This is a genomic window from Pseudomonas alkylphenolica (assembly GCF_004025535.1).
Lineage (GTDB): Bacteria > Pseudomonadota > Gammaproteobacteria > Pseudomonadales > Pseudomonadaceae > Aquipseudomonas > Aquipseudomonas alkylphenolica_A.
The window spans coordinates 45091-67628 of the sequence record NZ_QJRG01000047.1 but is presented as its reverse complement, the minus strand read 5'-3'; the positions used below and the strand labels follow the sequence as shown (position 1 = coordinate 67628).

Below are 22538 nucleotides of genomic sequence, written 5' to 3'. Positions count from 1 at the left end.
TATTATGTAGGACAAGACTGACTCTCTGGTCACAAGCCGGGGTTTCAGTAGCGACCGCTTCAAAGCTCAACAAAAACACAAGACAGAGCGAGCGTAAAAAAGCATGAACGAGTACGCCCCCCTGCGTTTGCATGTGCCCGAGCCTACCGGCCGGCCAGGCTGCCAGACCGACTTTTCCTACCTGCGGCTGAACGATGCCGGCAAGGTCCGTAAACCTCCCGTTGATGTAGATGCCGCCGATACGGCCGATATCGCCTACAGCCTGATCCGGGTGCTGGACGACAAAGGCAATGCCTTGGGCCCGTGGGCTGAAGACATCGGCCCTGATGTCCTTCGCCAGGGCATGCGCACCATGCTCAAGACCCGCCTGTTCGACAGCCGCATGGTCGTCGCCCAGCGCCAGAAAAAGATGTCCTTCTACATGCAGAGCCTGGGCGAAGAAGCCATTGGCAGTGGTCAGGCGATGGCCCTGAACCGCACCGACATGTGCTTCCCCACCTACCGCCAGCAAAGCATCCTGATGGCCCGCGACGTCTCGCTGGTGGAGATGATCTGCCAGTTGCTGTCCAACGAGCGTGATCCGCTCAAGGGTCGTCAGCTGCCGATCATGTACTCGGTACGCGAAGCCGGTTTCTTCACCATCAGCGGCAACCTCGCGACCCAGTTCGTCCAGGCGGTCGGCTGGGCCATGGCCTCGGCGATCAAGGGCGATACCAAGATCGCCTCGGCATGGATCGGTGACGGTGCCACCGCCGAATCCGACTTCCATACCGCCCTGACCTTCGCCCACGTCTACCGCGCCCCGGTGATCCTCAACGTGGTTAACAACCAGTGGGCCATCTCCACCTTCCAGGCCATCGCCGGTGGCGAGTCGACGACCTTCGCCGGTCGCGGTGTCGGTTGCGGTATCGCTTCGCTGCGTGTTGACGGCAACGACTTCATCGCCGTCTACGCCGCCTCGCGCTGGGCTGCCGAGCGCGCCCGCCGTGGCCTTGGCCCAAGCCTGATCGAATGGGTGACCTACCGTGCCGGCCCGCACTCGACGTCGGACGACCCGTCCAAGTACCGCCCGGCCGACGACTGGAGCCACTTCCCGCTGGGCGACCCGATCGCACGGCTCAAACAGCACCTGATTGCCATCGGTCACTGGTCCGAGGAAGAGCATCAGGCGGTTACTGCCGAGCTCGAGGCCGAGATCATCAAGGCGCAAAAAGAAGCCGAACAGTACGGCACCCTCGCCGGCGGCCAGATGCCAAGCCCAGCCTCGATGTTCGAGGATGTCTACAAGGAAATGCCTGAGCACCTGCGCCGCCAGCGCCAGGAACTGGGGGTCTGAGATGAACGATCACAACACTTCTATCCAGCTGGAAACTGCCATGGCGACGACCACGATGACCATGATCCAGGCCCTGCGCTCGGCCATGGACATCATGCTTGAGCGCGATGACAACGTGGTCGTGTACGGCCAGGACGTAGGCTACTTCGGCGGCGTATTCCGCTGCACCGAAGGCCTGCAGGCCAAATACGGCAAGTCGCGGGTGTTCGATGCACCGATCTCCGAAAGCGGCATCGTCGGTACCGCCGTCGGCATGGGTGCCTACGGCCTGCGGCCGGTGGTGGAGATTCAGTTCGCCGACTACTTCTACCCAGCCTCCGACCAGATCGTCTCTGAAATGGCGCGCCTGCGCTACCGTTCCGCCGGCGAGTTCGTTGCCCCGCTAACCCTGCGCATGCCTTGCGGTGGCGGCATCTATGGCGGCCAGACCCACAGCCAGAGCCCCGAGGCGATGTTCACCCAGGTGTGCGGCCTGCGCACGGTGATGCCATCAAACCCGTATGACGCCAAAGGCCTGCTGATCGCCTCGATCGAAAACGACGACCCGGTCATCTTCCTTGAGCCCAAGCGTCTGTACAACGGGCCGTTCGACGGCCACCACGACCGCCCGGTAACGCCGTGGTCGAAGCACCCGGCCAGTGCCGTGCCTGACGGCTACTACACCGTGCCGCTGGACAAAGCCGCCATTACCCGCCCTGGCAATGACGTGACCGTGCTCACCTATGGCACCACCGTCTACGTCTCGCAAGTCGCCGCCGAAGAAACCGGTGTCGATGCCGAAGTCATCGACCTGCGCAGCCTGTGGCCGCTAGACCTGGAAACCATTGTCGCCTCGGTGAAGAAGACCGGTCGTTGCGTGGTGGTCCACGAAGCCACCCGCACCTGCGGCTTTGGCGCCGAACTGGTGTCGCTGGTGCAAGAACACTGCTTCCATCACCTCGAAGCCCCGATCGAGCGCGTTACCGGCTGGGACACTCCCTACCCGCATGCGCAGGAATGGGCGTACTTCCCCGGCCCCTCACGCGTGGGCGCGGCTTTGAAACGGGTCATGGAGGTCTGAATGGGCACGCACGTCATCAAGATGCCGGATATCGGTGAAGGCATCGCACAAGTTGAACTGGTGGAATGGTTCGTCAAAGTCGGCGATACCGTCACCGAAGACCAGGTCGTGGCCGATGTCATGACTGACAAGGCTACGGTGGAAATTCCTTCCCCCGTCAGCGGCAAGGTATTGGCCTTGGGTGGTCAGCCTGGCGAAGTCATGGCGGTGGGCAGCGAGCTGATTCGCATCGAAGTCGAAGGTGCCGGCAACTTGCAGGCCAGTGCCAGCCCCCCTGCCACTGCGGGTGCGGGCTTGCCCCGCGAAGAGGCCCGCGCTGTCGATACACCGGCACCGGCACCTGCACCGGTAACCAGGCCAGCTGCACCTGTAGAAGCCCCCGCTGCGCCAGCACCCTCGGCACACCAGGCCGCTCCAATCGTCCCGCGTGAAGCCAACGAGCGCCCACTGGCCTCCCCGGCCGTGCGCAAACGCGCCCTGGATGCCGGCATCGAACTGCGTTACGTACACGGCAGCGGGCCGGCCGGACGCATCCTGCATGAAGACCTGGATGCGTTCCTCACCCAGCCGACCCTGAGCACCCAGAGCGCGCCGGGCGGTTACGGCAAACGCACCGACAGCGAGCAGGTCCCGGTCATCGGCCTGCGCCGCAAGATCGCGCAGCGCATGCAGGATGCCAAACGCCGCGTCGCGCACTTCAGCTACGTCGAAGAGATCGACGTCACCGCCCTGGAAGAGCTGCGCCTGCACCTGAACAAGAAGTGGGGTGACAGCCGCGGCAAGCTGACCCTGCTGCCATTCCTGGTGCGCGCCATGGTCGTGGCCTTGCGCGAGTTTCCCCAGATCAACGCCACCTACGACGATGAAGCCCAGGTAATTACCCGCCACGGCGCGGTGCATGTCGGCATCGCCACCCAGGGCGACAATGGCCTGATGGTTCCGGTGCTGCGCCATGCCGAAGCCGGCAGCCTGTGGAGCAACGCCGGCGAAATCGTGCGCCTGGCCAATGCCGCGCGCGGCAACAAGGCCAGCCGTGAAGAGCTCTCCGGCTCGACCATCACACTGACCAGCCTCGGCGCCTTGGGCGGGATCGTGTCGACACCGGTGGTGAATACACCGGAAGTCGCCATAGTCGGTGTCAACCGCATGGTCGAACGACCGATGGTGATCAACGGCCAGATTGTCATCCGCAAGATGATGAACCTGTCCAGCTCGTTCGATCACCGTGTGGTCGACGGTATGGACGCAGCGCTCTTCATCCAGGCCATCCGCGGCCTGCTCGAACAACCTGCCAGCCTGTTTGTGGAGTGACCATGCAACAGACGCTTAACACCACCCTGCTGATCATTGGTGGCGGCCCTGGCGGTTACGTCGCGGCGATTCGTGCCGGGCAACTGGGCATCCCGACCATTCTCGTCGAAGGCCAGGCCCTTGGCGGTACCTGCCTGAACATCGGCTGCATTCCGTCCAAGGCACTGATCCATGTCGCCGAGCAGTTCCACCAGACCCAACAGCACAGCCAGCAGTCAAACCTGGGCATCAAGGTTTCGCCGCCCAGCCTCGACATCAGCCAGAGCGTGGCATGGAAAGACGGCATCGTTGACCGGCTGACCAGCGGCGTCGCCGCCCTGCTGAAAAAGCACGGGGTCAAGGTGATTCATGGCTGGGCGAAGATTCTCGACGGCAAGAGCGTTGACGTCGATGGCCAGCGCATCCAGTGCGAACACCTGTTGCTGGCCACCGGTTCCAGCAGCGTCGCATTGCCGATGCTGCCGCTCGGTGGCGCGATCATCTCGTCCACCGAAGCCCTGGCGCCCAAAGCATTGCCCAAGCACCTGACGGTGGTTGGCGGTGGCTACATCGGCCTGGAGCTGGGCATCGCCTACCGCAAGCTCGGCGTCGCAGTCAGCGTGGTCGAGGCCCGTGAACGGATCCTGCCCACCTACGACAGCGAGCTGACCGCACCGGTGGCCGAGTCGATCAAGAAGCTCGGCGTAACGCTGTACCTGCAGCACAGCGTCGAAGGCTTCGATGCCGACACGCAGCGCCTCCAGGTGCGAGACCCGGCGGGCGCGTTGCTGCAGCTTGAGACTGACCAGGTGCTGGTCGCCGTAGGCCGCAAACCACGCACCCAGGGCTTCAACCTGGAAAGCCTGGCACTGAAGATGAACGGTGCGGCCATCGCCATCGATGAGCGGTGCCAGACCAGCATGCGTAACGTCTGGGCCATCGGCGACCTCAGTGGTGAACCGATGCTCGCTCACCGGGCCATGGCCCAGGGCGAAATGGTCGCGGAACTCATCGCCGGCAAAACCCGCCGCTTCGAACCCACCGCGATTGCCGCAGTGTGCTTCACCGACCCGGAGCTGGTGGTGGTGGGCAAAACGCCGGACAACGTCGAACAGGAAGGCCTGGACTGCATCGTGTCGCAGTTCCCCTTTGCTGCCAACGGACGCGCCATGACCCTGGAATCGAAAAGCGGCTTTGTCCGCGTGGTTGCCCGTCGCGACAACCACTTGATCCTTGGCTGGCAGGCGGTGGGGGTCGGCGTCTCGGAGCTGTCGACGGCATTTGCCCAATCGCTGGAAATGGGCGCGCGCCTGGAAGATGTGGCGGGCACCATCCATGCTCACCCGACCCTGGGCGAAGCGGTCCAGGAAGCGGCACTGCGGGCACTGGGTCACGCCCTGCACCTGTAGAACACTGAAGCGGCTGCGGCCGATTTTGACCCGCTGCACGGCGCAGCGGGTCCTTTTTACTCGCTGATGAACTGTTTGCCCGCGGCCTTGGCCCGGTACAAGGCTTGATCTGCACGCGCCAACAACCCTGCCTGCGCTTCACCCTCTGCCAGTTGCACGATGCCGATGCTCAAGGTCAGGCGAGTCTCGCCAACCGGTAGCGCCTGCTGCATCGCCACACCGATCCGTTCAGCCAGGGCCCGCGCCTGTGTCAGCGGCGCCTGCGGCATCACCACGACAAATTCATCACCGCCCCACCGCGCCAACAGTTCGCCTGCGCCCAGACAGCCCTTGATGCGCTCAACCACATCGATCAGCGCGGCATCCCCACGGGCATGCCCGTAGCGATCATTGACCGGTTTGAAGTCGTCGATGTCCATGACTACAAGCGACAGCGGGTGGCGAAAGCGCCGGGCCCACTCACACTCCTGAAGCAGGACCTTTTCCAGGCGATAGCGGTTGGCGATCAGGGTCAGCGCATCGCGCTCGGCCAGGTCCCGGTTCTCGTCCAGCTGGCGTTGCAGTTGTTCGTTGACCCATGACAGCTCACGGGTACGCTCGGCAATTTTTGCCTCTAGCGTATGGTTGTGCTTTTCCAGTTGTAGCAGCAGACGCTTGCTGGCCTCGATGTTGCGATGGGCGCCCAGCATCCGCGCCACCGAGCCATCCGGGTTGCGTGCGATGATGTGGCCGCTGTCTTCAATCCACAGGTAACTGCCATCCTGGCAGCGACAGCGGTATTCAACCCTGTACTGGGCGGTCTGCCCGGTGACATAGGCCTCGAAATGCGCCATCACCCGCGGGTAGTCCTCGGGATGAATGACGCTTTCCCAGGTGAACACCGAATTGTCCAGCGAGTGGCTGGCGTAACCGAGCATCGAGTACCAGCCACGGTTGCGGTAGACATAACCGGTGTTGGCGTTCCAGTCCCAGATGCCGTCGCTGATCAGCTCGAGCAGGGTCTGCAATTGCGCCTGATCGAGCACGATGGAGGGGTTTTTCGCTTCTGTCGATTGCGGTGCTTGAATCATGGACGCTCTCCCTTGTCCTGGATGCCTCGTCCCAACCTTGGCGCTGTACGGGTACGTCAGGGGCCGTCAGCGTTCCTTCGCATTGCCTAAATAGTAGAGCCAAATGAGTAGTTGACCAGCGGACGCGAAAACACGCGCCAAGCGCACACGGTGCACGAGCGAAAGTCATTGATAACGTTTGAAAGGCGCACGAGACGAGGAATATGGTGTCCCAGGGCAGGTTCGAACTGCCAACCTTCCCCTTAGGAGGGGGATGCTCTATCCAATTGAGCTACTGAGACACAGGTGCCGGCAGCGGGCGCTGCACGACGGAGGACGGCGTGCATGTTAACCAGCACGTCGGCATTTGTCATGTCATCCGTGGGGCTTTTTGTCTGTGGCTTTTTCCTACTCGCCGATGGCAATCGTGCATTTTGCAACAAGGCAGTGAGCCATCATTGCAGAGTGCACGGCCCCACACACCCTTTCTGACCATAAACATCTGATTTAAATAGAGAAAATCAGCCAGCACGACTGGCACGCAGCATGCACTCCATTCTCTAAAAAGCGCCCGGCTACCGCCCCTACGCCTGTGGAGTACGCCAGATGAACCGCACGCTGCTCTTGCTCAATGCTTTGGCACTGACCGCCTTGATAGGCCTGATCTTCCAGCCGCAAGGCTCGACGCCAAGCACTCCACAAGCAGTGAGGATCAACGCCCCCCACGCACAACTGACCGTGCTCGACGCTACAAGCAGAAAGGCGACTGCCGCAACGTTGCCAACCCAGCGGCTGCCCTCGGCCCCACAAGGTCGGCTGGTGTTCTGAAGATTACCGGTTGCCCAGCACGCCCTGCTCGCGCAGCAGGTCGAGTAACCGCGCCACGGCGTCGTCGAGCTGGCTGGAGTTATCCAGTACGTGCACGCCATCATCTGCCACCGACAGCTGCTGGCTACGCGCCAGACGCCGCTCGATATCCTCCAGGCTCTCGCGGCCACGCGCCAGCAAACGCTGACGCAGCACCTGCGGCTCGACAGCCAACAACACCGGCAGCAGGTCCGGATAGGACTTGCGCGCCTCAGGCAAATGCGCACGCGAGCCGTTGACCAGCACCGCCCTGCCCTGTCTTAACCACGTATCGATCTGCACCGGAATGCCATACGCCAGGCCGTTAGCCCGCCAGTGCAGGGCAAAGGCGCCCTCGGCACACAGTTGCTCGAAGCGCTCGGCTGAAACACCCAGGGCATCTTCGCCCTTGGCTTCGGCCGAACGGGTGATAACGCGTCGGGCCACCATGACGTGGTGCTGCTCGAGCGTGGCCCGGGCAGCGTCTATCAATGAGTCCTTGCCGGAACCGGAAGGCCCCATCAAATAGATCAATCGCCCAGGGGTGCTGGAATCGGGCGCGACGCTTGCGTCATGCTGCATAGCCACTATGCTCAGTTGAAGGAAAGCCTGCGCATTCTAGACACTTTCCCAGGTGTTTTCGCCTGCTACCCATTGTGGATGGCGGAGGTTCTGCGTGAGTACCAAACGACGAAATGAAAACTTTTCAAACCAGTGCTCATTTCTGATAATTGGTACTGGCAAATCGCCTTTACCCGGTTCAATATTTGTCACAGAATTGACGCCAAGGAACCGGCGACAATGAGGCATGATTCACGCCTCATTCACAATTCAGGTTGAACATTTTGTCGCCGTGATGGTCGTAGTTTCATCCTGCGGCCAATTTCGAGAACCGCTTCCCCTGAACTAAAACCGGTCAATTATATGCGCCCATTGAAACAGGCTGTTTACTCAAGCCGTACCGCTGACAAGTTCGTCGTCCGCCTGCCAGACGGGATGCGTGAGCGCATTGCCGAAGTAGCGCGCCACCATCACCGCAGCATGAACTCGGAAATCATCGCCCGCCTGGAACAGAGCCTGATTCAGGAAGGTGCACTGGGTGACGAGCTCAGCATGCGCCTTGACAGCCCGGAGCTGTCGCTGCACGAACGTGAATTGCTGCAACGCTTCCGTCAACTGTCTCACCGCCAGCAAAACGCCCTGGTGGCGCTGATTGCCCACGACGTTGAAATGGCCGCCGACGCGTCCTGAAGTCCGACCTGCAATTGAAAAAGCCAGCGAAAGCTGGCTTTTTTGTGTCTGCGCTACTGTTCAGGCCTAGAGCAGGAAAATCGTCGCCAGGCCAAGGAAGATAAAGAAGCCGCCGCTATCGGTCATGGCGGTGATCATCACACTGGCGCCCATCGCCGGGTCACGCCCCAGGCGCGCCAGGGTCATCGGAATCAGCACCCCCATCAGCGCCGCCAACAGCAAGTTGAGGGTCATTGCCGCCGTCATCACCACACCCAGCGACCAGCTACCATACAGCAGGTAGGCCACCACACCGATCACCCCACCCCAGACCAGGCCGTTGATCAACGCTACCGCCAATTCCTTGCGCATCAGGCGCGAGGTATTACCCGGGCTGACCTGATCGAGCGCCATTGCCCGCACGATCATGGTAATCGTCTGGTTGCCGGAGTTGCCGCCAATACCCGCCACGATCGGCATCAAGGCCGCCAGCGCCACCAGCTTCTCGATGGAGCCTTCGAACAAACCGATGACACGGGAGGCGACGAACGCGGTGATCAGGTTGATTGCCAGCCACGCCCAACGGTTGCGCAGCGATCGCCAGACCGAGGCGAAGATGTCTTCTTCTTCGCGCAGACCGGCCATGTTCAACACTTCGGTTTCGCTTTCCTCACGAATCAGGTCGACCATCTCGTCGATGGTCAGACGGCCGATCAGGCGGCCGTTCTTGTCGACTACCGGTGCCGATACCAGGTCATACCGTTCGAACGCCTGGGCCGCGTCGTAGGCGTCTTCCTCCGGCTGGAACACCACCGGGTCGTCGGCCATGACCTCGGCCACTTTCTTCTCGGGGTCGTTGACCAGCAGGCGCTTGATCGGCAGCACGCCCTTGAGGATGCCGTCGTAATCAACCACGAACAGTTTGTCGGTGTGCCCGGGCAGCTCCTTGAGGCGGCGCAGGTAACGCAGAACCACTTCAAGGCTGACGTCTTCGCGGATGGTCACCATCTCGAAGTCCATCAGCGCACCGACCTGCTCCTCGTCATAACTCAACGCGGAGCGAACACGCTCACGCTGCTGGGCATCGAGGGTCTCCATGAGTTCATGAACAACGTCACGGGGCAGCTCGGGCGCCAGGTCGGCCAGTTCGTCGGCGTCCATTTCCTTGGCGGCAGCAAGCAACTCGTGATCGTCCATGTCGGCGATCAGGGTTTCACGAACCGAGTCGGATACTTCCAGGAGGATGTCGCCGTCACGCTCGGCCTTGACCAGCTGCCAGACCGTCAGACGATCATCCAGGGGCAAGGCTTCGAGAATGTAGGCAACGTCTGCAGAGTGCAGGTCGTCGAGCTTGCGCTGCAGCTCGACCAGGTTCTGGCGGTGAACGAGGTTTTCTACCAGGTCATGGTGATGACCTTCCTGACGGTGGGTCAGGTCTTCAACCACACGCTGACGCTGCAGCAGCTCGACCACTTGGGCAAGGCGGTCCTGCAAGCTCTCTTGCGTCTTTTTTGCTTCGTTTTCAGTCATAGGCGAACTCCACTCCCAGCAGCGGAGCACGCCGGGAGATTCAATCAGTCAGATCTTGATTGGCAAAACTTGCTATTGAGTAACTACTGGGTAAGTCCATGGTGGTTTTCCACAAGCCCCGGCGGGGCTGACGGGCGCATCATACACCGCTTGAGCGGTAAGGGCGCTTAAAAAATCGCGGCTAGAACAATCGTTTGCGAGCTTTAGCTATGACAGTCTATGCAACTATCAGTGCGACGGTGGCCAGAATAAAAAAAACACATGTCTGACAGAAAAATCGCAAACGCAGAAAAGCAAAAAGCCCGCCTTGTAAGGCGGGCTTTCTGTTGTATGGTGCACTCAGGAGGATTCGAACCTCCGACCGCTCGGTTCGTAGCCGAGTACTCTATCCAGCTGAGCTATGAGTGCAGGTTGGCGCTTGGTAGACCAGATCACCTCTGGTTGAAGCTGAAACAATTTTCACGAAGAAAACCGCTTCATATATGGTGCACTCAGGAGGATTCGAACCTCCGACCGCTCGGTTCGTAGCCGAGTACTCTATCCAGCTGAGCTATGAGTGCAGGGTTGGCGCTTGATGGACCAGATCACCTCTGGTTGAAGCTGAAGCAACTTTCAAGATGAAAACTGCTTCGTCGTATGGTGCACTCAGGAGGATTCGAACCTCCGACCGCTCGGTTCGTAGCCGAGTACTCTATCCAGCTGAGCTATGAGTGCATTTGTTGCCGCGCATTATAGACCGCTAAATCTTTTTGCCAACCACTTTTTCGTTTAATTTCAACGACTTACGCGATTCAGGCAGATTACAGCGTCCTACATGAATAATGGCGGAGAAGGGGGGATTCGAACCCCCGATACCCTTGTGAGGTATACTCCCTTAGCAGGGGAGCGCCTTCGGCCACTCGGCCACCTCTCCGCAACACGGGGCGTATAATAACCAGAGCCTTCCCCGTTTGCAAACTCTTTTTTGAAAAAAACTCGATAAAAATTAATGGGTTGGTTCTTCGTCCTTCTCTTTCTTGATCCGCAGGTAGATTTCTTCGCGGTGAACGGCCACTTCTTTAGGGGCATTCACGCCGATTCGCACCTGGTTTCCTTTGACGCCGAGCACCGTCACGGTGATCTCGCCGTCGCCAATGATCAGGCTCTCGGCGCACCGACGAGTCAGAATCAACATACCTTTCTCCTCACGAAATTCAGTTCAGGGATAACAGTCTGCAAAAAAAAGGGCTTGGGCCTGCAACCGTTAACGGTTACCGACCCATGCCTTAGTATTGACCAGCACGAACAAAACGATAGCTTTGCCGCACCTGCCAGAAACGCGAAGGGCGCGGCTTAGCCGCGCCCCTTTGGGCAACGCCTTACTCGCCCTGTCGGGCTGGCGCGTCCAGTTCAAAAGCGGTGTGCAGGGCACGCACAGCCAGCTCCAGGTATTTCTCTTCGATGACCACCGAGACCTTGATCTCGGAAGTGGAGATCATCTGGATGTTGATGGTCTCCTTGGCCAGGGCTTCGAACATACGGCTGGCAACACCGGCGTGAGAGCGCATACCAACGCCGACGATCGAGACCTTGGCGATCTTGGTATCACCGACCACTTCGCGAGCGTTGAGCTCTTCGGCAGTCTTGTCCAGGACCTTGTGGGCCTTGTCGTAGTCGTTGCGGTGCACGGTGAAGGTGAAGTCGGTGGTGTTATCGTGCGAAACGTTCTGCACGATCATGTCGACTTCAATGTTGGCGGCACTGATCGGGCCGAGGATCTTGAAAGCAACGCCCGGGGTATCCGGAACGCCACGAATGGTCAGCTTGGCTTCATCGCGGTTGAAGGCGATGCCGGAAATGATCGGCTGTTCCATGGATTCCTCTTCATCAATAGTAATGAGGGTACCCGGACCCTCTTGAAAGCTGTGCAGCACGCGCAGCGGAACGTTGTACTTGCCGGCGAACTCGACGGCACGGATCTGCAGAACCTTGGAACCGAGGCTGGCCATTTCCAGCATCTCTTCGAAGGTAATCTTGTCCAGGCGCTGAGCTTGGGACACTACACGCGGATCGGTGGTGTAGACACCATCGACGTCGGTGTAGATCTGGCACTCATCAGCCTTGAGGGCTGCCGCCAGGGCAACACCGGTAGTGTCCGAACCACCACGCCCGAGGGTGGTGATGTTGCCGTGCTCGTCGACACCCTGGAAACCTGCAACCACAACCACGCGGCCGGCCTTGAGGTCGCCACGGATTTTCTGGTCGTCGATCTGCAGGATACGCGCCTTGTTGTGCGCACTGTCGGTCAGGATACGCACCTGGTTGCCGGTGTAGGACACCGCAGGAACACCCCGCTTCATCAGCGCCATGGCCAGCAAGGCGATGGTGACCTGCTCGCCGGTGGACACAATCACATCCAGTTCACGTGGAACCGGCTGATCACTGATCTGCTTTGCCAGGTCGATCAGGCGATTGGTCTCGCCACTCATCGCCGACAGCACAACCACTAGGTCATCGCCGGCCTCGCGGAACTTCTTGACCTTGTCGGCAACCTGCTCGATTCGCTCGACCGTGCCGACCGAAGTGCCGCCAAATTTCTGTACGATCAACGCCATTTCAAAGCCGCCTCAGCCCATGAAGGGCACCCAATAAACATTCAAACGACACCAGGGCCCGCCACTAGACGACGGGCCGGATGGTGCCTTAAACGCCCTGCTCCACGAATGGAACGGTCAGGGCCAGCGCGTTGTCCAGCGCCGCGGTGTCAACGCCACCGCCTTGCGCCATATCTGGACGACCGCCGCCCTTGCCGCCCACTGCGGCAGCGGCTTGCTTCATCAAATCACCGGCTTTGAGTTGGCCAGTCAGGTCTTTGGTCACACCGGCAACCAGTACGACCTTTTCCTCATGGACACTGCCGAGCAGGATCACTGCGCGGCCGAGTTTGTTCTTCAATTGATCGACCAGCGCCAGCAGCGCCTTGCCGTCCTGACCATCCAGACGCGCAGCCAGGACCTTGACGCCCTTGACCTCGACCGCCGAATTGGACAGATCCTCGCCCGCAGCACTGGCGGCCTTGGCCTGCAGTTGCTCCAGCTGTTTTTCCAGCTGACGGTTGCGCTCCAGCACGGCCGAGAGCTTGTCGATCAGGTTGTCACGACTGCCCTTGACCAGCTGCGCGGCTTCCTTGAGTTGCTCTTCGGCTGCATTGAGGTAGGCCAGTGCCGCTTCGCCGGTGACCGCTTCGATACGGCGCACGCCAGAAGCCACACCACCTTCGCTGATGATCTTGAGCAGGCCGATATCGCCGGTACGCTTGGCGTGGATACCACCGCACAACTCGACGGAGAAATCACCGCCCATGCTCAGTACACGCACATTGTCGCCGTACTTCTCGCCGAACAGCGCCATGGCGCCCTTCTGCTTGGCGGTCTCGATATCGGTCTCTTCGGTTTGCACCTCGGAGTTCTTGCGCACTTCGCGGTTGACGATGTCTTCCAGCGCCTTGAGCTGCTCTGGCTTGACCGCTTCGAAGTGACTGAAGTCAAAACGCAGGCGCTGGCTATCGACCAGCGAGCCTTTCTGCTGTACGTGCTCGCCGAGTACCTGGCGCAGTGCGGCGTGCAGCAAGTGCGTCGCGGAGTGGTTCAACGACGTGGCGTGCTGCACGTCGGCGTCAACCTTGGCGTGAACCTTGGAGCCGACCACCAGTGTGCCGCTGGCAACCACACCGTGGTGCAGGAACGCGCCGCCGGTCTTGGTGGTGTCACGCACATCGAAGCGAACGCTGGCTGCCTGCAGGTAACCGGTGTCGCCCACCTGGCCACCGGATTCGGCGTAGAACGGCGTGCGATCGAGGATGACCACGCCCTGCTCGCCTTCGCTCAGTTGCTCGACGACTTTGCCGTCCTTATATAGAGCAACGATGTTCGCTTCGCCTTCGGTACTGGTGTAGCCGGTGAACTCGGTGGCTACATCGACTTTGACCAGGGTGTTGTAGTCCAGGCCGAAGGCGCTGGCGGAACGCGCGCGCTCACGCTGCGCTTCCATTTCACGCTCGAAGCCTTCTTCGTCAATGGTCAGCTCACGCTCACGGGCGATGTCGGCGGTGAGGTCCATCGGGAAGCCGTAGGTGTCGTAGAGTTTGAATACTACGTCACCCGGAACCACGCTGCCCTTGAGCTCGGCGAGGTCCTGCTCGAGGATCTTCAGGCCCTGCTCCAGGGTCTTGGCGAACTGCTCTTCTTCAGCCTTGAGCACGCGCTCGATGTTGGCCTGCTGCTGGGTCAGTTCAGGGAAGGCTTCGCCCATTTCGGCAACCAGCGCCGCGACGATCTTATAGAAGAAGCTACCGGTAGCGCCGAGCTTGTTACCGTGACGGCAGGCGCGACGAATGATGCGACGCAGCACATAACCGCGGCCTTCGTTGGAAGGCAGCACGCCGTCGGCAATCAGGAAGCCGCAAGAGCGGATGTGGTCGGAAACCACCTTGAGCGACGACTGCTCTTCGTTCTTGCAGCCGATGGCGGCGGCCGACGCGTCGAGCAGGCTGCGGAACAGGTCGATCTCATAGTTCGAGTGCACGTGCTGCATGACCGCACTGATACGCTCCAGGCCCATGCCGGTATCCACCGACGGCGCTGGCAGCGGGTGCAGTACGCCATCGGCAGTACGGTTGAACTGCATGAACACGTTGTTCCAGATCTCGATGTAACGGTCGCCGTCTTCTTCCGGCGAGCCGGGTGGGCCGCCCCAGATATCAGGACCGTGATCGTAGAAGATCTCAGTGCAAGGACCGCAGGGGCCAGTGTCGCCCATGGTCCAGAAGTTGTCGGAGGCGTAAGGCGCGCCCTTGTTGTCGCCGATGCGCACCATGCGCTCGGCCGGGACGCCGATTTCCCGGGTCCAGATATCGTATGCCTCGTCGTCGCTGGCATAGACGGTCACCCAGAGTTTTTCTTCCGGCAGGTTCAGCACCTTGGTCAGGAAGGTCCAGGCATAGGTGATGGCGTCTTTCTTGAAATAGTCGCCAAAGCTGAAGTTACCCAGCATTTCGAAGAACGTATGGTGACGGGCGGTATAACCGACGTTTTCCAGGTCGCTGTTCTTGCCGCCGGCGCGCACGCACTTCTGGCTGCTGGTCGCGCGGGTGTAGGCGCGCTTTTCCTGGCCAAGGAAGCAGTCCTTGAACTGGTTCATCCCCGCGTTGGTGAACAGCAGGGTCGGGTCGTTGCCCGGAATCAAGGAGCTGGAGGCAACTCGGGTGTGTCCCTGCTCTTCGAAGAAGCGAAGGAAGGCTTCACGGATTTCTGCGCTTTTCATAGGTTCTTCCACGGAAACGGCGGCCTTAAGGCAAATGCTTGCGTCAAATTGACGAAACGACGGCAAAGGGCCGCATTATATCGGGCCTTAGGCTTGGATGCAGTGTGTTTATGCTATAGAAACCGTCAATTGGACGGTCTTCGATAGTCGGCCGATGCAGTATTACTGGGGTTCGAATGTAAAATTGGCAAGGTTTCCCGGATGAAATGCCGTTCACCTGCGAAAAAATCGTTAGCAGCCTATACGTTCGCTTCACATATGTGCTAATAATTCTCCGCCGCCGGCACTCGGTGGCAACGTTCTCAGGGCGGGGTGCGATTCCCCACCGGCGGTAATTGCGCGTACTGCGCATAGCCCGCGAGCGCTTGCAGGCTTGCCTGCAAGGTCAGCAGACCCGGTGTGATTCCGGGGCCGACGGTCATAGTCCGGATAAAGAGAGAACGGGATCGGCACAGCTGTGTCTGTCGTTGCGCATTTGCGTGGCGAAATCCCTTTCGATCCAGATGCCCTGTTTCTCATACAAACAGGAGTCCGTTTCAATGCAACCCACCGCAATCGATAGCAAAAACCCTACTCACGAACGCATCGCTTTTATCCAGGCTTGCTGGCACAAGGATATTGTCGATCAGGCGCGCAAGGCCTTCGTCGAGGAAATGGGCCGCCAGGGCTATCAGGCAAGCGATATCGACTTCTTTGAAGTCGGTGGCGCCTTCGAAATTCCTCTGCACGCCAAGCTCCTGGCGAAAACCGGCCGTTATGCCGGCATCGTTGCCGCCGGCCTGGTGGTCGATGGCGGCTTGTACCGCCACGAGTTCGTTGCCCAGTCGGTTATCAGCGGCCTGATGCAGGTGCAACTGGAAACTGAAGTGCCGGTGTTCTCGGCGGTGCTGACCCCGCACCACTTCCACGCCGGTGATGAGCACCAGAATTTCTACTTCGAGCATTTCCTGGTCAAGGGTGCCGAGGCGGCGAAGACCTGTGCCGATACGCTGCAGAAGTTGCGCGCCCTGCGCCGCAATGAAATGCCGCAGAAACGCGTAGGCTGATCCAGCCCTATAGGAGCGGACTTACCGGCGTGCCGGTAAATCCGCTCCTACGCCAATTGATCCGGCGTGGTCGGCACAATCAGAATTCCGGCACGCAAGCCATTCTTGACCTTGGGGTTGGGAAAAATGATGCGCGCCCCCTCTTCTTCAACGATCCAGCGCGTGCTGCTCAAGTCCTCGGCTAGCAGATAGCCCTTGGACAACTCCGAAAAGTTTTCGATATCCGCCGGCAGGTGCAGGTGGAAACTGTCGCTGTGCTTGATGATCTCGCGCGCCACACTGAACAGCTTCAGCCCGTCCAGCGCCTCCGGCTCGCCCGGCTCGTTGCCTTCAATGATCTGCTTCAGACGGGTTTCCAGAGGCCCAAGGTTGACCCCTTCGTTCTGCCCGAAAGGACGCGCCTTGCCCAGCTCCAGGGTCAAGGCTTCCGCGTCGAGGGTTTCGTAGGTAAAGGCGGTGAAAGTTATCGACGGTTTGCTTTGCAGCAGCACCGCCTCCATGCCTGCCGCCCTCAAGCGCGCCAGTTCCCGCCGGGAATGCTGGCGCCCCTCTTTGTAGGGGTACAGCGCGAACTGCTCGATTTTCGACCCACGAATGGCGGTGTGCAGGTCGTAGTGCAACCGGGTACGTCCGGGCACACTGAAAAAGGTGGTAGCCAGGCGTTCCAGCTCACAGGCACGTAGCGCCTCGGAACCGCTGGACAGCTCATGACGGCCGTTGAACAGGCGATTGACGTCCTGTTCCAGGTAACGCTCGCCTTTGCGGATGGCTTCGGGATTGCCGAACAGGAACAGAATCCGCGCCCGTGGCTTGATCTCGCCGCGGGCAATGCCATGGAGCAGCTCGTCGAGCAACTCGATCGGCGCGGTTTCGTTGCCATGGATGCCTGCTGACAGCAGCAGGTCCATGCCATTGTCACGCGCCTCGGGCGGGCGCACTTCAAGTGCCCCCTCACCCAGCCAGCGCATGCGCACGCCTTCGACAGTCAGCTGAGTCTTCTCCGCCGGTTCACGACCGGCGAGGGTCAGTTCAAGCAGTTTGCCGAGGGCGAGCATGGGCTATTCCTTAGTGATGGTGGCCGCAATCAGGACCATGAACGTGATCATCATCGTCGCCGGCATCAGCCGGTTCCATTTCCAGCTGCAGGCTGACCAGGTTGGTGGCCAACGGACGCAGCAACAGGTTGGCATACTCGGCGTCGTCTTCTTCGACATCGACGCCGATCAGCAGCTGACCACGGCCATCCTGCTGAATCCATACCTCCTTGCCTTGCCAGACCACGGCGAAACGGGTGCAGGAAGTTTCCAGCTGGGTACCATCGTCATCTTCAAGGATCAGCTGCAGGGCGTCGGACATAGTCGAATTCTCTCTCAAGGTTGGAGTTGGAACGGATAGACCGAACCCAGCTTCAGGATCTGGGTCAGTTCATCCAGTGCCGTACGGCATTCCAGCAACAGCTGCGGATCCGCCAGATCAGATTCGCTCAAACGGTCGCGGTAGTGCTTGTCGACCCATTGGGTCAGGGTGTCGTACAGCGGTGCCGTCATGATAACCCCTGGATTGACCGCCGCCAGCTCCGTTTCGTTGAGCGCCACGCGCAAACGCAGGCACGCCGGGCCGCCGCCGTTCTGCATGCTTTGCTTGAGGTCAAACACCTTGACCTCGGCAACCGGGCCTCCCTGCTGGGTCAAGGCCGACAGATAGGCCCATACCCGCTCGTTGTTGCGACACTCTTCCGGCACGATCAGCAGCATCGAACCGTCGCCACGGGACAGCAACTGGCTGTTGAACAGGTAGGAACGCACTGCATCCTCTACCGTAACCGCCGAGCGCGGGACACAGATCGCTTTGAAATTGCCAACCCGTTTAGCCAGTTTAGCCTGCAGTTGGCCAAGCATCGCCTCGGTCTCGAGGAAGGCGTCTTCGTGATAGAACAGGACTTCGCCGTTACCCACCGCGATCACGTCATTGTGAAACACGCCCTGATCGATCACTGCCGGATTCTGCTGGGCGTAGACCACGCCCTCGTCGCTCAGGCCATGCAGACGGGCCACCGCCTGGGAGGCCTCGAGGGTTTGCCGCGCCGGGTACTTCTGCGGTGCCGGATAGCGCGTGTCAAACGCGCTGCGGCCATACACGAAGAACTCCACGCCGGCCTCGCCATAGCTACGGCAGAAACGCGTGTGGTTGGCCGCACCTTCGTCGCCGAACTGCGCGACTGCCGGCAAGGCGGCGTGGTGCGCGAAGTGCTTGCTGTCAGCGAACATCGCTCCGAGTACACGGCTGGTAGTGGGGTGCTCGATGCTGCGGTGGTACTTGCAGTTGAGGTTGGCAGCAGTGAAATGCACCCGACCGTCGGCCGTGTCCGCACTCGGGCTGACCGTGGCGGCATTGGCCACCCACATGCTCGACGCCGAGCAACTGGCGACCAGCAACGGCATGGCCTCTTTGGCGGCACGCTCGATCACTTGCGCGTCGGTACCGGCAAACCCCAGGCGGCGCAGCGCGGCAACATCCGGGCGCTCCTGCGGGGCCAGTACGCCCTGCTGGAAGCCCATTTCCATCAGCGCCTTCATCTTCGCCAGGCCCTGGCGCGCGGCTTCACGCGGACTGGAAGCCTGCTGGCTGTTGCTCTGCGAGGCCACGTTGCCGTAGGACAGCCCGCCGTAGTTGTGCGTCGGTCCCACCAGACCATCAAAATTCACTTCAAACGATTTCATCGGCAAGGCTCCGTAGACCTTTTGTTATAGGGAGACGCCTGGCGTCAGCGTGGCAGGCAGAGTCAGGCTGGCGGTCTCCAGCGAGGCTACCGGGTAAGCGCAATAGTCGGCCGCATAGTAGGCACTGGCGCGGTGGTTGCCGCTGGCACCCACACCGCCGAACGGTGCACTGCTGGCGGCGCCGGTCAGCTGTTTGTTCCAGTTGACGATGCCCGCACGGCTTTGCAGCCAGAAGTACTGGTAGCGCGCGCGCGAATCAGACAGCAGACCGGCAGCAAGGCCGTACTGGGTGTTGTTCGCCTCGGCAATCGCCGCGTCGAAATCGCTGTAGCGAATGACCTGCAGCAGCGGACCGAAGAACTCTTCATCGGGGCGATTGGCGACTGCCGTCACATCGACAATACCCGGGGTCAGCAGGGCAGCCGACGCTTGCAGCTGGGTCATGCCCAGCAGCGACACGCCACCGTTGCTCAGCAACTGCGCCTGAGCATTCAGCAGTGCCTTGGCCGCATCCAGGGAAATGACCGACCCCATGAACGGTGCCGGCTGTTGATCGAAAGCGCCGACAGTAATGGTTTGGCACACTTCGACCAGGCGCGCGAGCAGCGAATCACCCCAGGCGCCTTGCGGTACCAACAGGCGACGTGCACAGGTGCAGCGCTGGCCGGCGGAAATGAACGCCGACTGAATGATGGTGTAGACCGCGGCGTCGAGGTCTTTGACTTCATCGACCACCAGGGGGTTGTTACCCCCCATTTCCAGTGCCAGGATTTTGTCCGGGCGACCGGCGAACTGCTGGTGCAACAGGTTGCCGGTACGGCTGGAGCCGGTAAAGAACAGGCCATCGATACCCGGGTTGGCGGCCAGCGCCACGCCGGTTTCACGCGCCCCCTGAACCAGGTTCAACACACCTGCCGGCAGCCCGGCTTCGATCCAGCATTTAACCGTCAGCTCGGCCACCTTGGGGGTTAGCTCACTGGGCTTGAACACCACGGTGTTGCCCGCCAGCAGCGCCGGTACGATGTGGCCGTTGGGCAGGTGGCCCGGGAAGTTGTAGGGGCCGAACACGGCCACCACGCCATGGGGCTTGTGTCGCAACACGGCAGTGGCATCTGCCAGCGGGCCGCTTTTCTCCCCGGTACGCTCACGGTAGCTCTGAACCGAAATGGCGACCTTGTTGACCATGCTGGTCACTTCGGTGGCGGACTCCCACAGCGGCTTGCCGGTTTCTTCACCGATGCAATGGGCCAGCGCTTCGGCATTGGCTTTCAGCGACGCTGCAAAGGCTTCAAGCACGCTGATGCGCGCCTCCAGCGACTGCAACGCCCAGGCAGGAAATGCCTGGCGTGCGGCCCTGACCGCTTCGTCAACCTGCCCGGCGACGGCGCCCTGGCCTTGCCAGATGACCTTCTGGCTGACCGGATCCAGCGACTGCAGCGCCTCGCCCTGCCCTGCCTGCCAAACACCTGCGATAAAGTGAGTCGTCATTATTTGGCCTCCCGGGCAGCAGACAGCGGTACGGCACGCACCTGATCGCCAGCCGACAGGCGCAGGCGTTTTGCAGTCAACGGATCGACCACCAGGGTACCGGCCGCCAGGCGCGCTGGTGCCGCGGTAATACGGCAGTCTTCACGCTTACGGTTATGAATGAGGAAAGGGGTGGCATCGTCGCCCGGCGTACCCACGGCCAGCACCAGCGGCTGGCTGTCATGCACCGCACGGATCTTGGAGGTTTCGCACTCCACCGCAGGACCTGCGTCGAAAATGTCGACATAGCCCTGATAGCTGAAGCCTTCGCTCTTGAGCATGGCCAGGGCCGGCTCGGTATCGGTGTGCACCCGACCGATCACGCCACGGGCCGCTTCGGACAGGAAACAGGTGTACAGCGGGAACTTCGGCATCAGTTCGGCGATAAAGGCCTTGTTGCCGACGCCGGTCAGGTAGTCGGCCTGACTGAATTCCATCTTGAAAAAGTGTCGACCCAGGCTCTCCCAGAACGGCGAACGACCCTGCTCATCGGACATGCCGCGCATCTCGGCAATGATCTTGTTGCCAAACAGCTCCGGGAATTCGGCGATGAACAGCATGCGTGCCTTGGCCAGCAGGCGGCCATTGAGGCCAGTACGGGAATCGCTGCGCAGGAACAACGAGCACAGTTCCGAGTTGCCGGTGAGGTCGTTGGCCAGGAACAGCGTCGGGATTTCCCGGTAGATGTTCAGCTCCTGGGAGGCGCTGACGGTAAGGCCGACACGGTAGTTGTACCAGGGCTCACGCAAGCCGACGGCACCGGCGATGGCAGAAATTCCGACGACGACGCCGTCATCGTTTTCCAGCACGAACAGGTAGTCGGCGTCAGCGCGCTCCGCTTCGCCACGGAAGGTTTTCTCGGCCCAACCGACGCGATGCGACAGGCGCTCTTCGTTGGCCGGCAAGGTGGTCAGGCCGGTGCCAGTACTGCGCGCCAACTCGATCAGCGCCGGTAAATCGCTGCTGCGTACGGGACGAACGATCATGCTATCTCCTCGGGCGGCGGCCTTTGGCCTGCCGCAAAACTCGACCTGGGGTGCGCGGTTATCGAACCGCAGGGATCAAACCGCGACCAGGCGCACACTGGCGCCATCGCCGACGACCAGGGCTTCGGCGGCTTCAAGACTCAAGGTGACCGGCTTGCCTGGCACCCAGTCGAGTTCCAGCAGCACAGCGCGGTAATCCTGCAACTGGCCATTGCAGACCAGGTAGGGACGCCCGCCCTTGACCACCGTGCTGTCCAGTTTGACCGGCACAACACGGCTCTGGGCGATCGAGCGGATGCTCGAGACGCGTGCGTGCAGCGTCGGGCCGCCGTCGAAAATGTCGATGTAGTGATCGGTTTCGAAGCCTTCGCGCATCAGGATGTCGAAGGTGATTTGCGCCCGCGGATGCACCTGGCCCATGGATTCTTGCGCTGCATCGGGTAGCAACGGCACGTAGATCGGGTAATGCGGCATCAGCTCGGCGAGGAAGGTCCGGCTCTTCAGGCCGCACAGGCGCTCGGCCTCGGCGTAGTTGAGGTCGAAGAAGTTGCGCCCGATGGCATCCCAGAACGGCGAATCACCGTTCTCGTCGCTGTAACCGACGATTTCGGTCACCACCGACTCCGCGAAACGCTCCGGGTGAGCGGCCATGAACAACAGGCGCCCACGGGAGTTGAGCTCCGACCAACCGGTGCCGACCAGTTCCGGCAGCACGTAGAAGCTGGTCAGCAGGCTGTTGCCGGTGAGGTCGTGGCACTGCGAAAGCACGTGAATCTTGTTGTGAATTTTCAGCTCGCGCGAAGCGTGCACAAACGTCTCGTTACGAAAGCTGTAGAACGGCTCGGAGTAACCGGCGGAAGCGACAATGGCCGAGCACCCCACCAACTTGCCGGTGCTGCTGTCTTCAAGCACGAAGAAGTAGCTTTCTTCGCCGTTGAAACTTACTTCGGCAGCGAAGGAAGTCTCCGAAGCGGCAATTTTGTCGCTCAGGCGACCGGCATCATCCGGCAAGGACGTGACACCAATGGGGCTGTCCGCTGCCAGACGCTGTACTTCGCCCAGATCAGCCATTTGCGCGGGGCGCATCACCAGCATGGTGTCACTCCTTTCGGGAAAACAGGCCGGCCACTGCCGGCACAGAAAAAAACAGCAAGCGCCCTGTTGGCACCGGCTATGGAATTCGGATTCACCGGCCCCGAAGGGCCGGC

The 22538-nt window shown here is 60.7% G+C and carries 19 protein-coding genes, 5 tRNA genes and 1 riboswitch; of the genes, 7 read left to right on the top strand and 17 right to left on the bottom strand.

Annotated features, from left to right (window positions below; translation table 11 throughout):
- The first annotated feature begins 103 nt into the window (after positions 1-103).
- From DM813_RS15670 to lpdA, 4 genes are read left to right on the top strand one after another with little or no spacing between them, the layout of a single operon-like run.
- On the top strand, positions 104-1336 hold the full coding sequence (locus DM813_RS15670) for a 3-methyl-2-oxobutanoate dehydrogenase (2-methylpropanoyl-transferring) subunit alpha (RefSeq protein ID WP_128324304.1): 1233 nt from the start codon (positions 104-106) through the stop codon (positions 1334-1336).
- A gap of 1 nt (position 1337) precedes the next feature.
- Positions 1338-2396 (top strand): alpha-ketoacid dehydrogenase subunit beta, encoded by a 1059-nt coding sequence (locus DM813_RS15665; RefSeq protein ID WP_128324303.1) that lies wholly within the window; start codon positions 1338-1340, stop codon positions 2394-2396.
- Entirely contained in the window at positions 2397-3707 is a 1311-nt protein-coding gene (locus DM813_RS15660) for a dihydrolipoamide acetyltransferase family protein (protein ID WP_128324302.1), read from the top strand.
- A 2-nt stretch (positions 3708-3709) separates the two neighbouring features.
- Positions 3710-5095, top strand: a complete 1386-nt coding sequence (gene lpdA / locus DM813_RS15655) for a dihydrolipoyl dehydrogenase (RefSeq protein WP_128324301.1) — start codon at positions 3710-3712, stop codon at positions 5093-5095.
- A 56-nt stretch (positions 5096-5151) separates the two neighbouring features.
- Here lpdA and DM813_RS15650 read toward each other — a convergent pair whose 3' ends face one another.
- Positions 5152-6165 (bottom strand): sensor domain-containing diguanylate cyclase, encoded by a 1014-nt coding sequence (locus DM813_RS15650; protein WP_128324300.1) that lies wholly within the window; start codon positions 6163-6165, stop codon positions 5152-5154.
- Between the two features lie 204 nt (positions 6166-6369).
- Positions 6370-6446, bottom strand: a tRNA-Arg gene (locus DM813_RS15645).
- A gap of 304 nt (positions 6447-6750) precedes the next feature.
- On the opposite strand from DM813_RS15645, the gene DM813_RS15640 reads away from it, so the two are divergent.
- On the top strand, positions 6751-6972 hold the full coding sequence (locus tag DM813_RS15640; protein WP_128324299.1) for a hypothetical protein: 222 nt from the start codon (positions 6751-6753) through the stop codon (positions 6970-6972).
- A 3-nt stretch (positions 6973-6975) separates the two neighbouring features.
- On the opposite strand, the gene phnN is transcribed toward DM813_RS15640, so the two are convergent.
- Positions 6976-7572 (bottom strand): phosphonate metabolism protein/1,5-bisphosphokinase (PRPP-forming) PhnN, encoded by a 597-nt coding sequence (gene phnN, locus DM813_RS15635; RefSeq protein WP_128324298.1) that lies wholly within the window; start codon positions 7570-7572, stop codon positions 6976-6978.
- A gap of 342 nt (positions 7573-7914) precedes the next feature.
- On the opposite strand from phnN, the gene DM813_RS15625 reads away from it, so the two are divergent.
- Positions 7915-8241, top strand: coding sequence for an Arc family DNA-binding protein (locus DM813_RS15625; protein ID WP_128324296.1), 327 nt, complete (start codon positions 7915-7917; stop codon positions 8239-8241).
- A gap of 66 nt (positions 8242-8307) precedes the next feature.
- On the opposite strand, the gene mgtE is transcribed toward DM813_RS15625, so the two are convergent.
- From mgtE to alaS, 8 genes are all read right to left on the bottom strand, one after another.
- A complete protein-coding gene (gene mgtE / locus DM813_RS15620) occupies positions 8308-9750 on the bottom strand; it encodes a magnesium transporter (RefSeq protein WP_128324295.1) in 1443 nt (480 codons plus the stop codon).
- A 331-nt stretch (positions 9751-10081) separates the two neighbouring features.
- Positions 10082-10158 (bottom strand) — tRNA-Arg (locus tag DM813_RS15615).
- Positions 10159-10233: 75 nt separating this feature from the next.
- Positions 10234-10310 (bottom strand) — tRNA-Arg (locus DM813_RS15610).
- A gap of 77 nt (positions 10311-10387) precedes the next feature.
- Positions 10388-10464: transfer RNA gene (locus tag DM813_RS15605), tRNA-Arg, on the bottom strand.
- 108 nt (positions 10465-10572) lie between these two features.
- Positions 10573-10663, bottom strand: a tRNA-Ser gene (locus tag DM813_RS15600).
- Positions 10664-10735: 72 nt separating this feature from the next.
- Entirely contained in the window at positions 10736-10924 is a 189-nt protein-coding gene (csrA, locus tag DM813_RS15595) for a carbon storage regulator CsrA (protein ID WP_010226667.1), read from the bottom strand.
- Between the two features lie 184 nt (positions 10925-11108).
- Positions 11109-12344, bottom strand: coding sequence for an aspartate kinase (locus DM813_RS15590; protein ID WP_128324294.1), 1236 nt, complete (start codon positions 12342-12344; stop codon positions 11109-11111).
- Between the two features lie 88 nt (positions 12345-12432).
- Positions 12433-15051 carry an alanine--tRNA ligase gene (gene alaS / locus DM813_RS15585; RefSeq protein WP_128324293.1) on the bottom strand — a complete coding sequence of 873 codons (2619 nt, stop codon included), beginning with the start codon at positions 15049-15051 and terminating at the stop codon, positions 12433-12435.
- 294 nt (positions 15052-15345) lie between these two features.
- A riboswitch (FMN riboswitch) is annotated at positions 15346-15497 on the top strand.
- A 93-nt stretch (positions 15498-15590) separates the two neighbouring features.
- Between alaS and DM813_RS15580 the strand changes: the two genes are divergently transcribed.
- Positions 15591-16097, top strand: a complete 507-nt coding sequence (locus DM813_RS15580) for a 6,7-dimethyl-8-ribityllumazine synthase (protein ID WP_128324292.1) — start codon at positions 15591-15593, stop codon at positions 16095-16097.
- Between the two features lie 47 nt (positions 16098-16144).
- On the opposite strand, the gene astE is transcribed toward DM813_RS15580, so the two are convergent.
- The 6 genes from astE to aruF form a co-directional block, all read right to left on the bottom strand.
- Positions 16145-17152, bottom strand: coding sequence for a succinylglutamate desuccinylase (astE, locus tag DM813_RS15575; protein ID WP_128324291.1), 1008 nt, complete (start codon positions 17150-17152; stop codon positions 16145-16147).
- Positions 17153-17162: 10 nt separating this feature from the next.
- On the bottom strand, positions 17163-17453 hold the full coding sequence (locus DM813_RS15570) for a topoisomerase II (RefSeq protein ID WP_028944689.1): 291 nt from the start codon (positions 17451-17453) through the stop codon (positions 17163-17165).
- 14 nt (positions 17454-17467) lie between these two features.
- Positions 17468-18817 carry an N-succinylarginine dihydrolase gene (astB, locus tag DM813_RS15565; RefSeq protein ID WP_128324290.1) on the bottom strand — a complete coding sequence of 450 codons (1350 nt, stop codon included), beginning with the start codon at positions 18815-18817 and terminating at the stop codon, positions 17468-17470.
- A gap of 24 nt (positions 18818-18841) precedes the next feature.
- A complete protein-coding gene (gene astD, locus DM813_RS15560) occupies positions 18842-20308 on the bottom strand; it encodes a succinylglutamate-semialdehyde dehydrogenase (protein ID WP_206617412.1) in 1467 nt (488 codons plus the stop codon).
- Positions 20305-21330 carry an arginine N-succinyltransferase gene (astA, locus tag DM813_RS15555; RefSeq protein ID WP_128324288.1) on the bottom strand — a complete coding sequence of 342 codons (1026 nt, stop codon included), beginning with the start codon at positions 21328-21330 and terminating at the stop codon, positions 20305-20307. The genes astD and astA overlap by 4 nt, the downstream gene beginning before the upstream one ends.
- A gap of 75 nt (positions 21331-21405) precedes the next feature.
- Complete coding sequence (aruF, locus tag DM813_RS15550) at positions 21406-22425, bottom strand: arginine/ornithine succinyltransferase subunit alpha (RefSeq protein WP_128324287.1); 1020 nt, start codon at positions 22423-22425, stop codon at positions 21406-21408.
- Positions 22426-22538 lie beyond the last annotated feature (113 nt).

Excerpts from the sequence above, each read along its gene's own strand:
- astE (WP_128324291.1), bottom strand. The coding sequence starts at position 17,152 with ATGCTCGCCCTCGGCAAACTGCTTGAACTGACCCTCGCCGGTCGTGAA.
- DM813_RS15570 (WP_028944689.1), bottom strand. The coding sequence starts at position 17,453 with ATGTCCGACGCCCTGCAGCTGATCCTTGAAGATGACGATGGTACCCAG.
- DM813_RS15640 (WP_128324299.1), top strand. The coding sequence starts at position 6,751 with ATGAACCGCACGCTGCTCTTGCTCAATGCTTTGGCACTGACCGCCTTG.
- csrA (WP_010226667.1), bottom strand. The coding sequence starts at position 10,924 with ATGTTGATTCTGACTCGTCGGTGCGCCGAGAGCCTGATCATTGGCGAC.
- alaS (WP_128324293.1), bottom strand. The coding sequence starts at position 15,051 with ATGAAAAGCGCAGAAATCCGTGAAGCCTTCCTTCGCTTCTTCGAAGAG.
- DM813_RS15580 (WP_128324292.1), top strand. The coding sequence starts at position 15,591 with ATGCAACCCACCGCAATCGATAGCAAAAACCCTACTCACGAACGCATC.
- DM813_RS15660 (WP_128324302.1), top strand. The coding sequence starts at position 2,397 with ATGGGCACGCACGTCATCAAGATGCCGGATATCGGTGAAGGCATCGCA.
- phnN (WP_128324298.1), bottom strand. The coding sequence starts at position 7,572 with ATGCAGCATGACGCAAGCGTCGCGCCCGATTCCAGCACCCCTGGGCGA.
- lpdA (WP_128324301.1), top strand. The coding sequence starts at position 3,710 with ATGCAACAGACGCTTAACACCACCCTGCTGATCATTGGTGGCGGCCCT.
- astA (WP_128324288.1), bottom strand. The coding sequence starts at position 21,330 with ATGATCGTTCGTCCCGTACGCAGCAGCGATTTACCGGCGCTGATCGAG.
- aruF (WP_128324287.1), bottom strand. The coding sequence starts at position 22,425 with ATGCTGGTGATGCGCCCCGCGCAAATGGCTGATCTGGGCGAAGTACAG.
- astB (WP_128324290.1), bottom strand. The coding sequence starts at position 18,817 with ATGAAATCGTTTGAAGTGAATTTTGATGGTCTGGTGGGACCGACGCAC.
- DM813_RS15625 (WP_128324296.1), top strand. The coding sequence starts at position 7,915 with ATGCGCCCATTGAAACAGGCTGTTTACTCAAGCCGTACCGCTGACAAG.
- mgtE (WP_128324295.1), bottom strand. The coding sequence starts at position 9,750 with ATGACTGAAAACGAAGCAAAAAAGACGCAAGAGAGCTTGCAGGACCGC.
- DM813_RS15670 (WP_128324304.1), top strand. The coding sequence starts at position 104 with ATGAACGAGTACGCCCCCCTGCGTTTGCATGTGCCCGAGCCTACCGGC.
- DM813_RS15665 (WP_128324303.1), top strand. The coding sequence starts at position 1,338 with ATGAACGATCACAACACTTCTATCCAGCTGGAAACTGCCATGGCGACG.
- DM813_RS15590 (WP_128324294.1), bottom strand. The coding sequence starts at position 12,344 with ATGGCGTTGATCGTACAGAAATTTGGCGGCACTTCGGTCGGCACGGTC.
- DM813_RS15650 (WP_128324300.1), bottom strand. The coding sequence starts at position 6,165 with ATGATTCAAGCACCGCAATCGACAGAAGCGAAAAACCCCTCCATCGTG.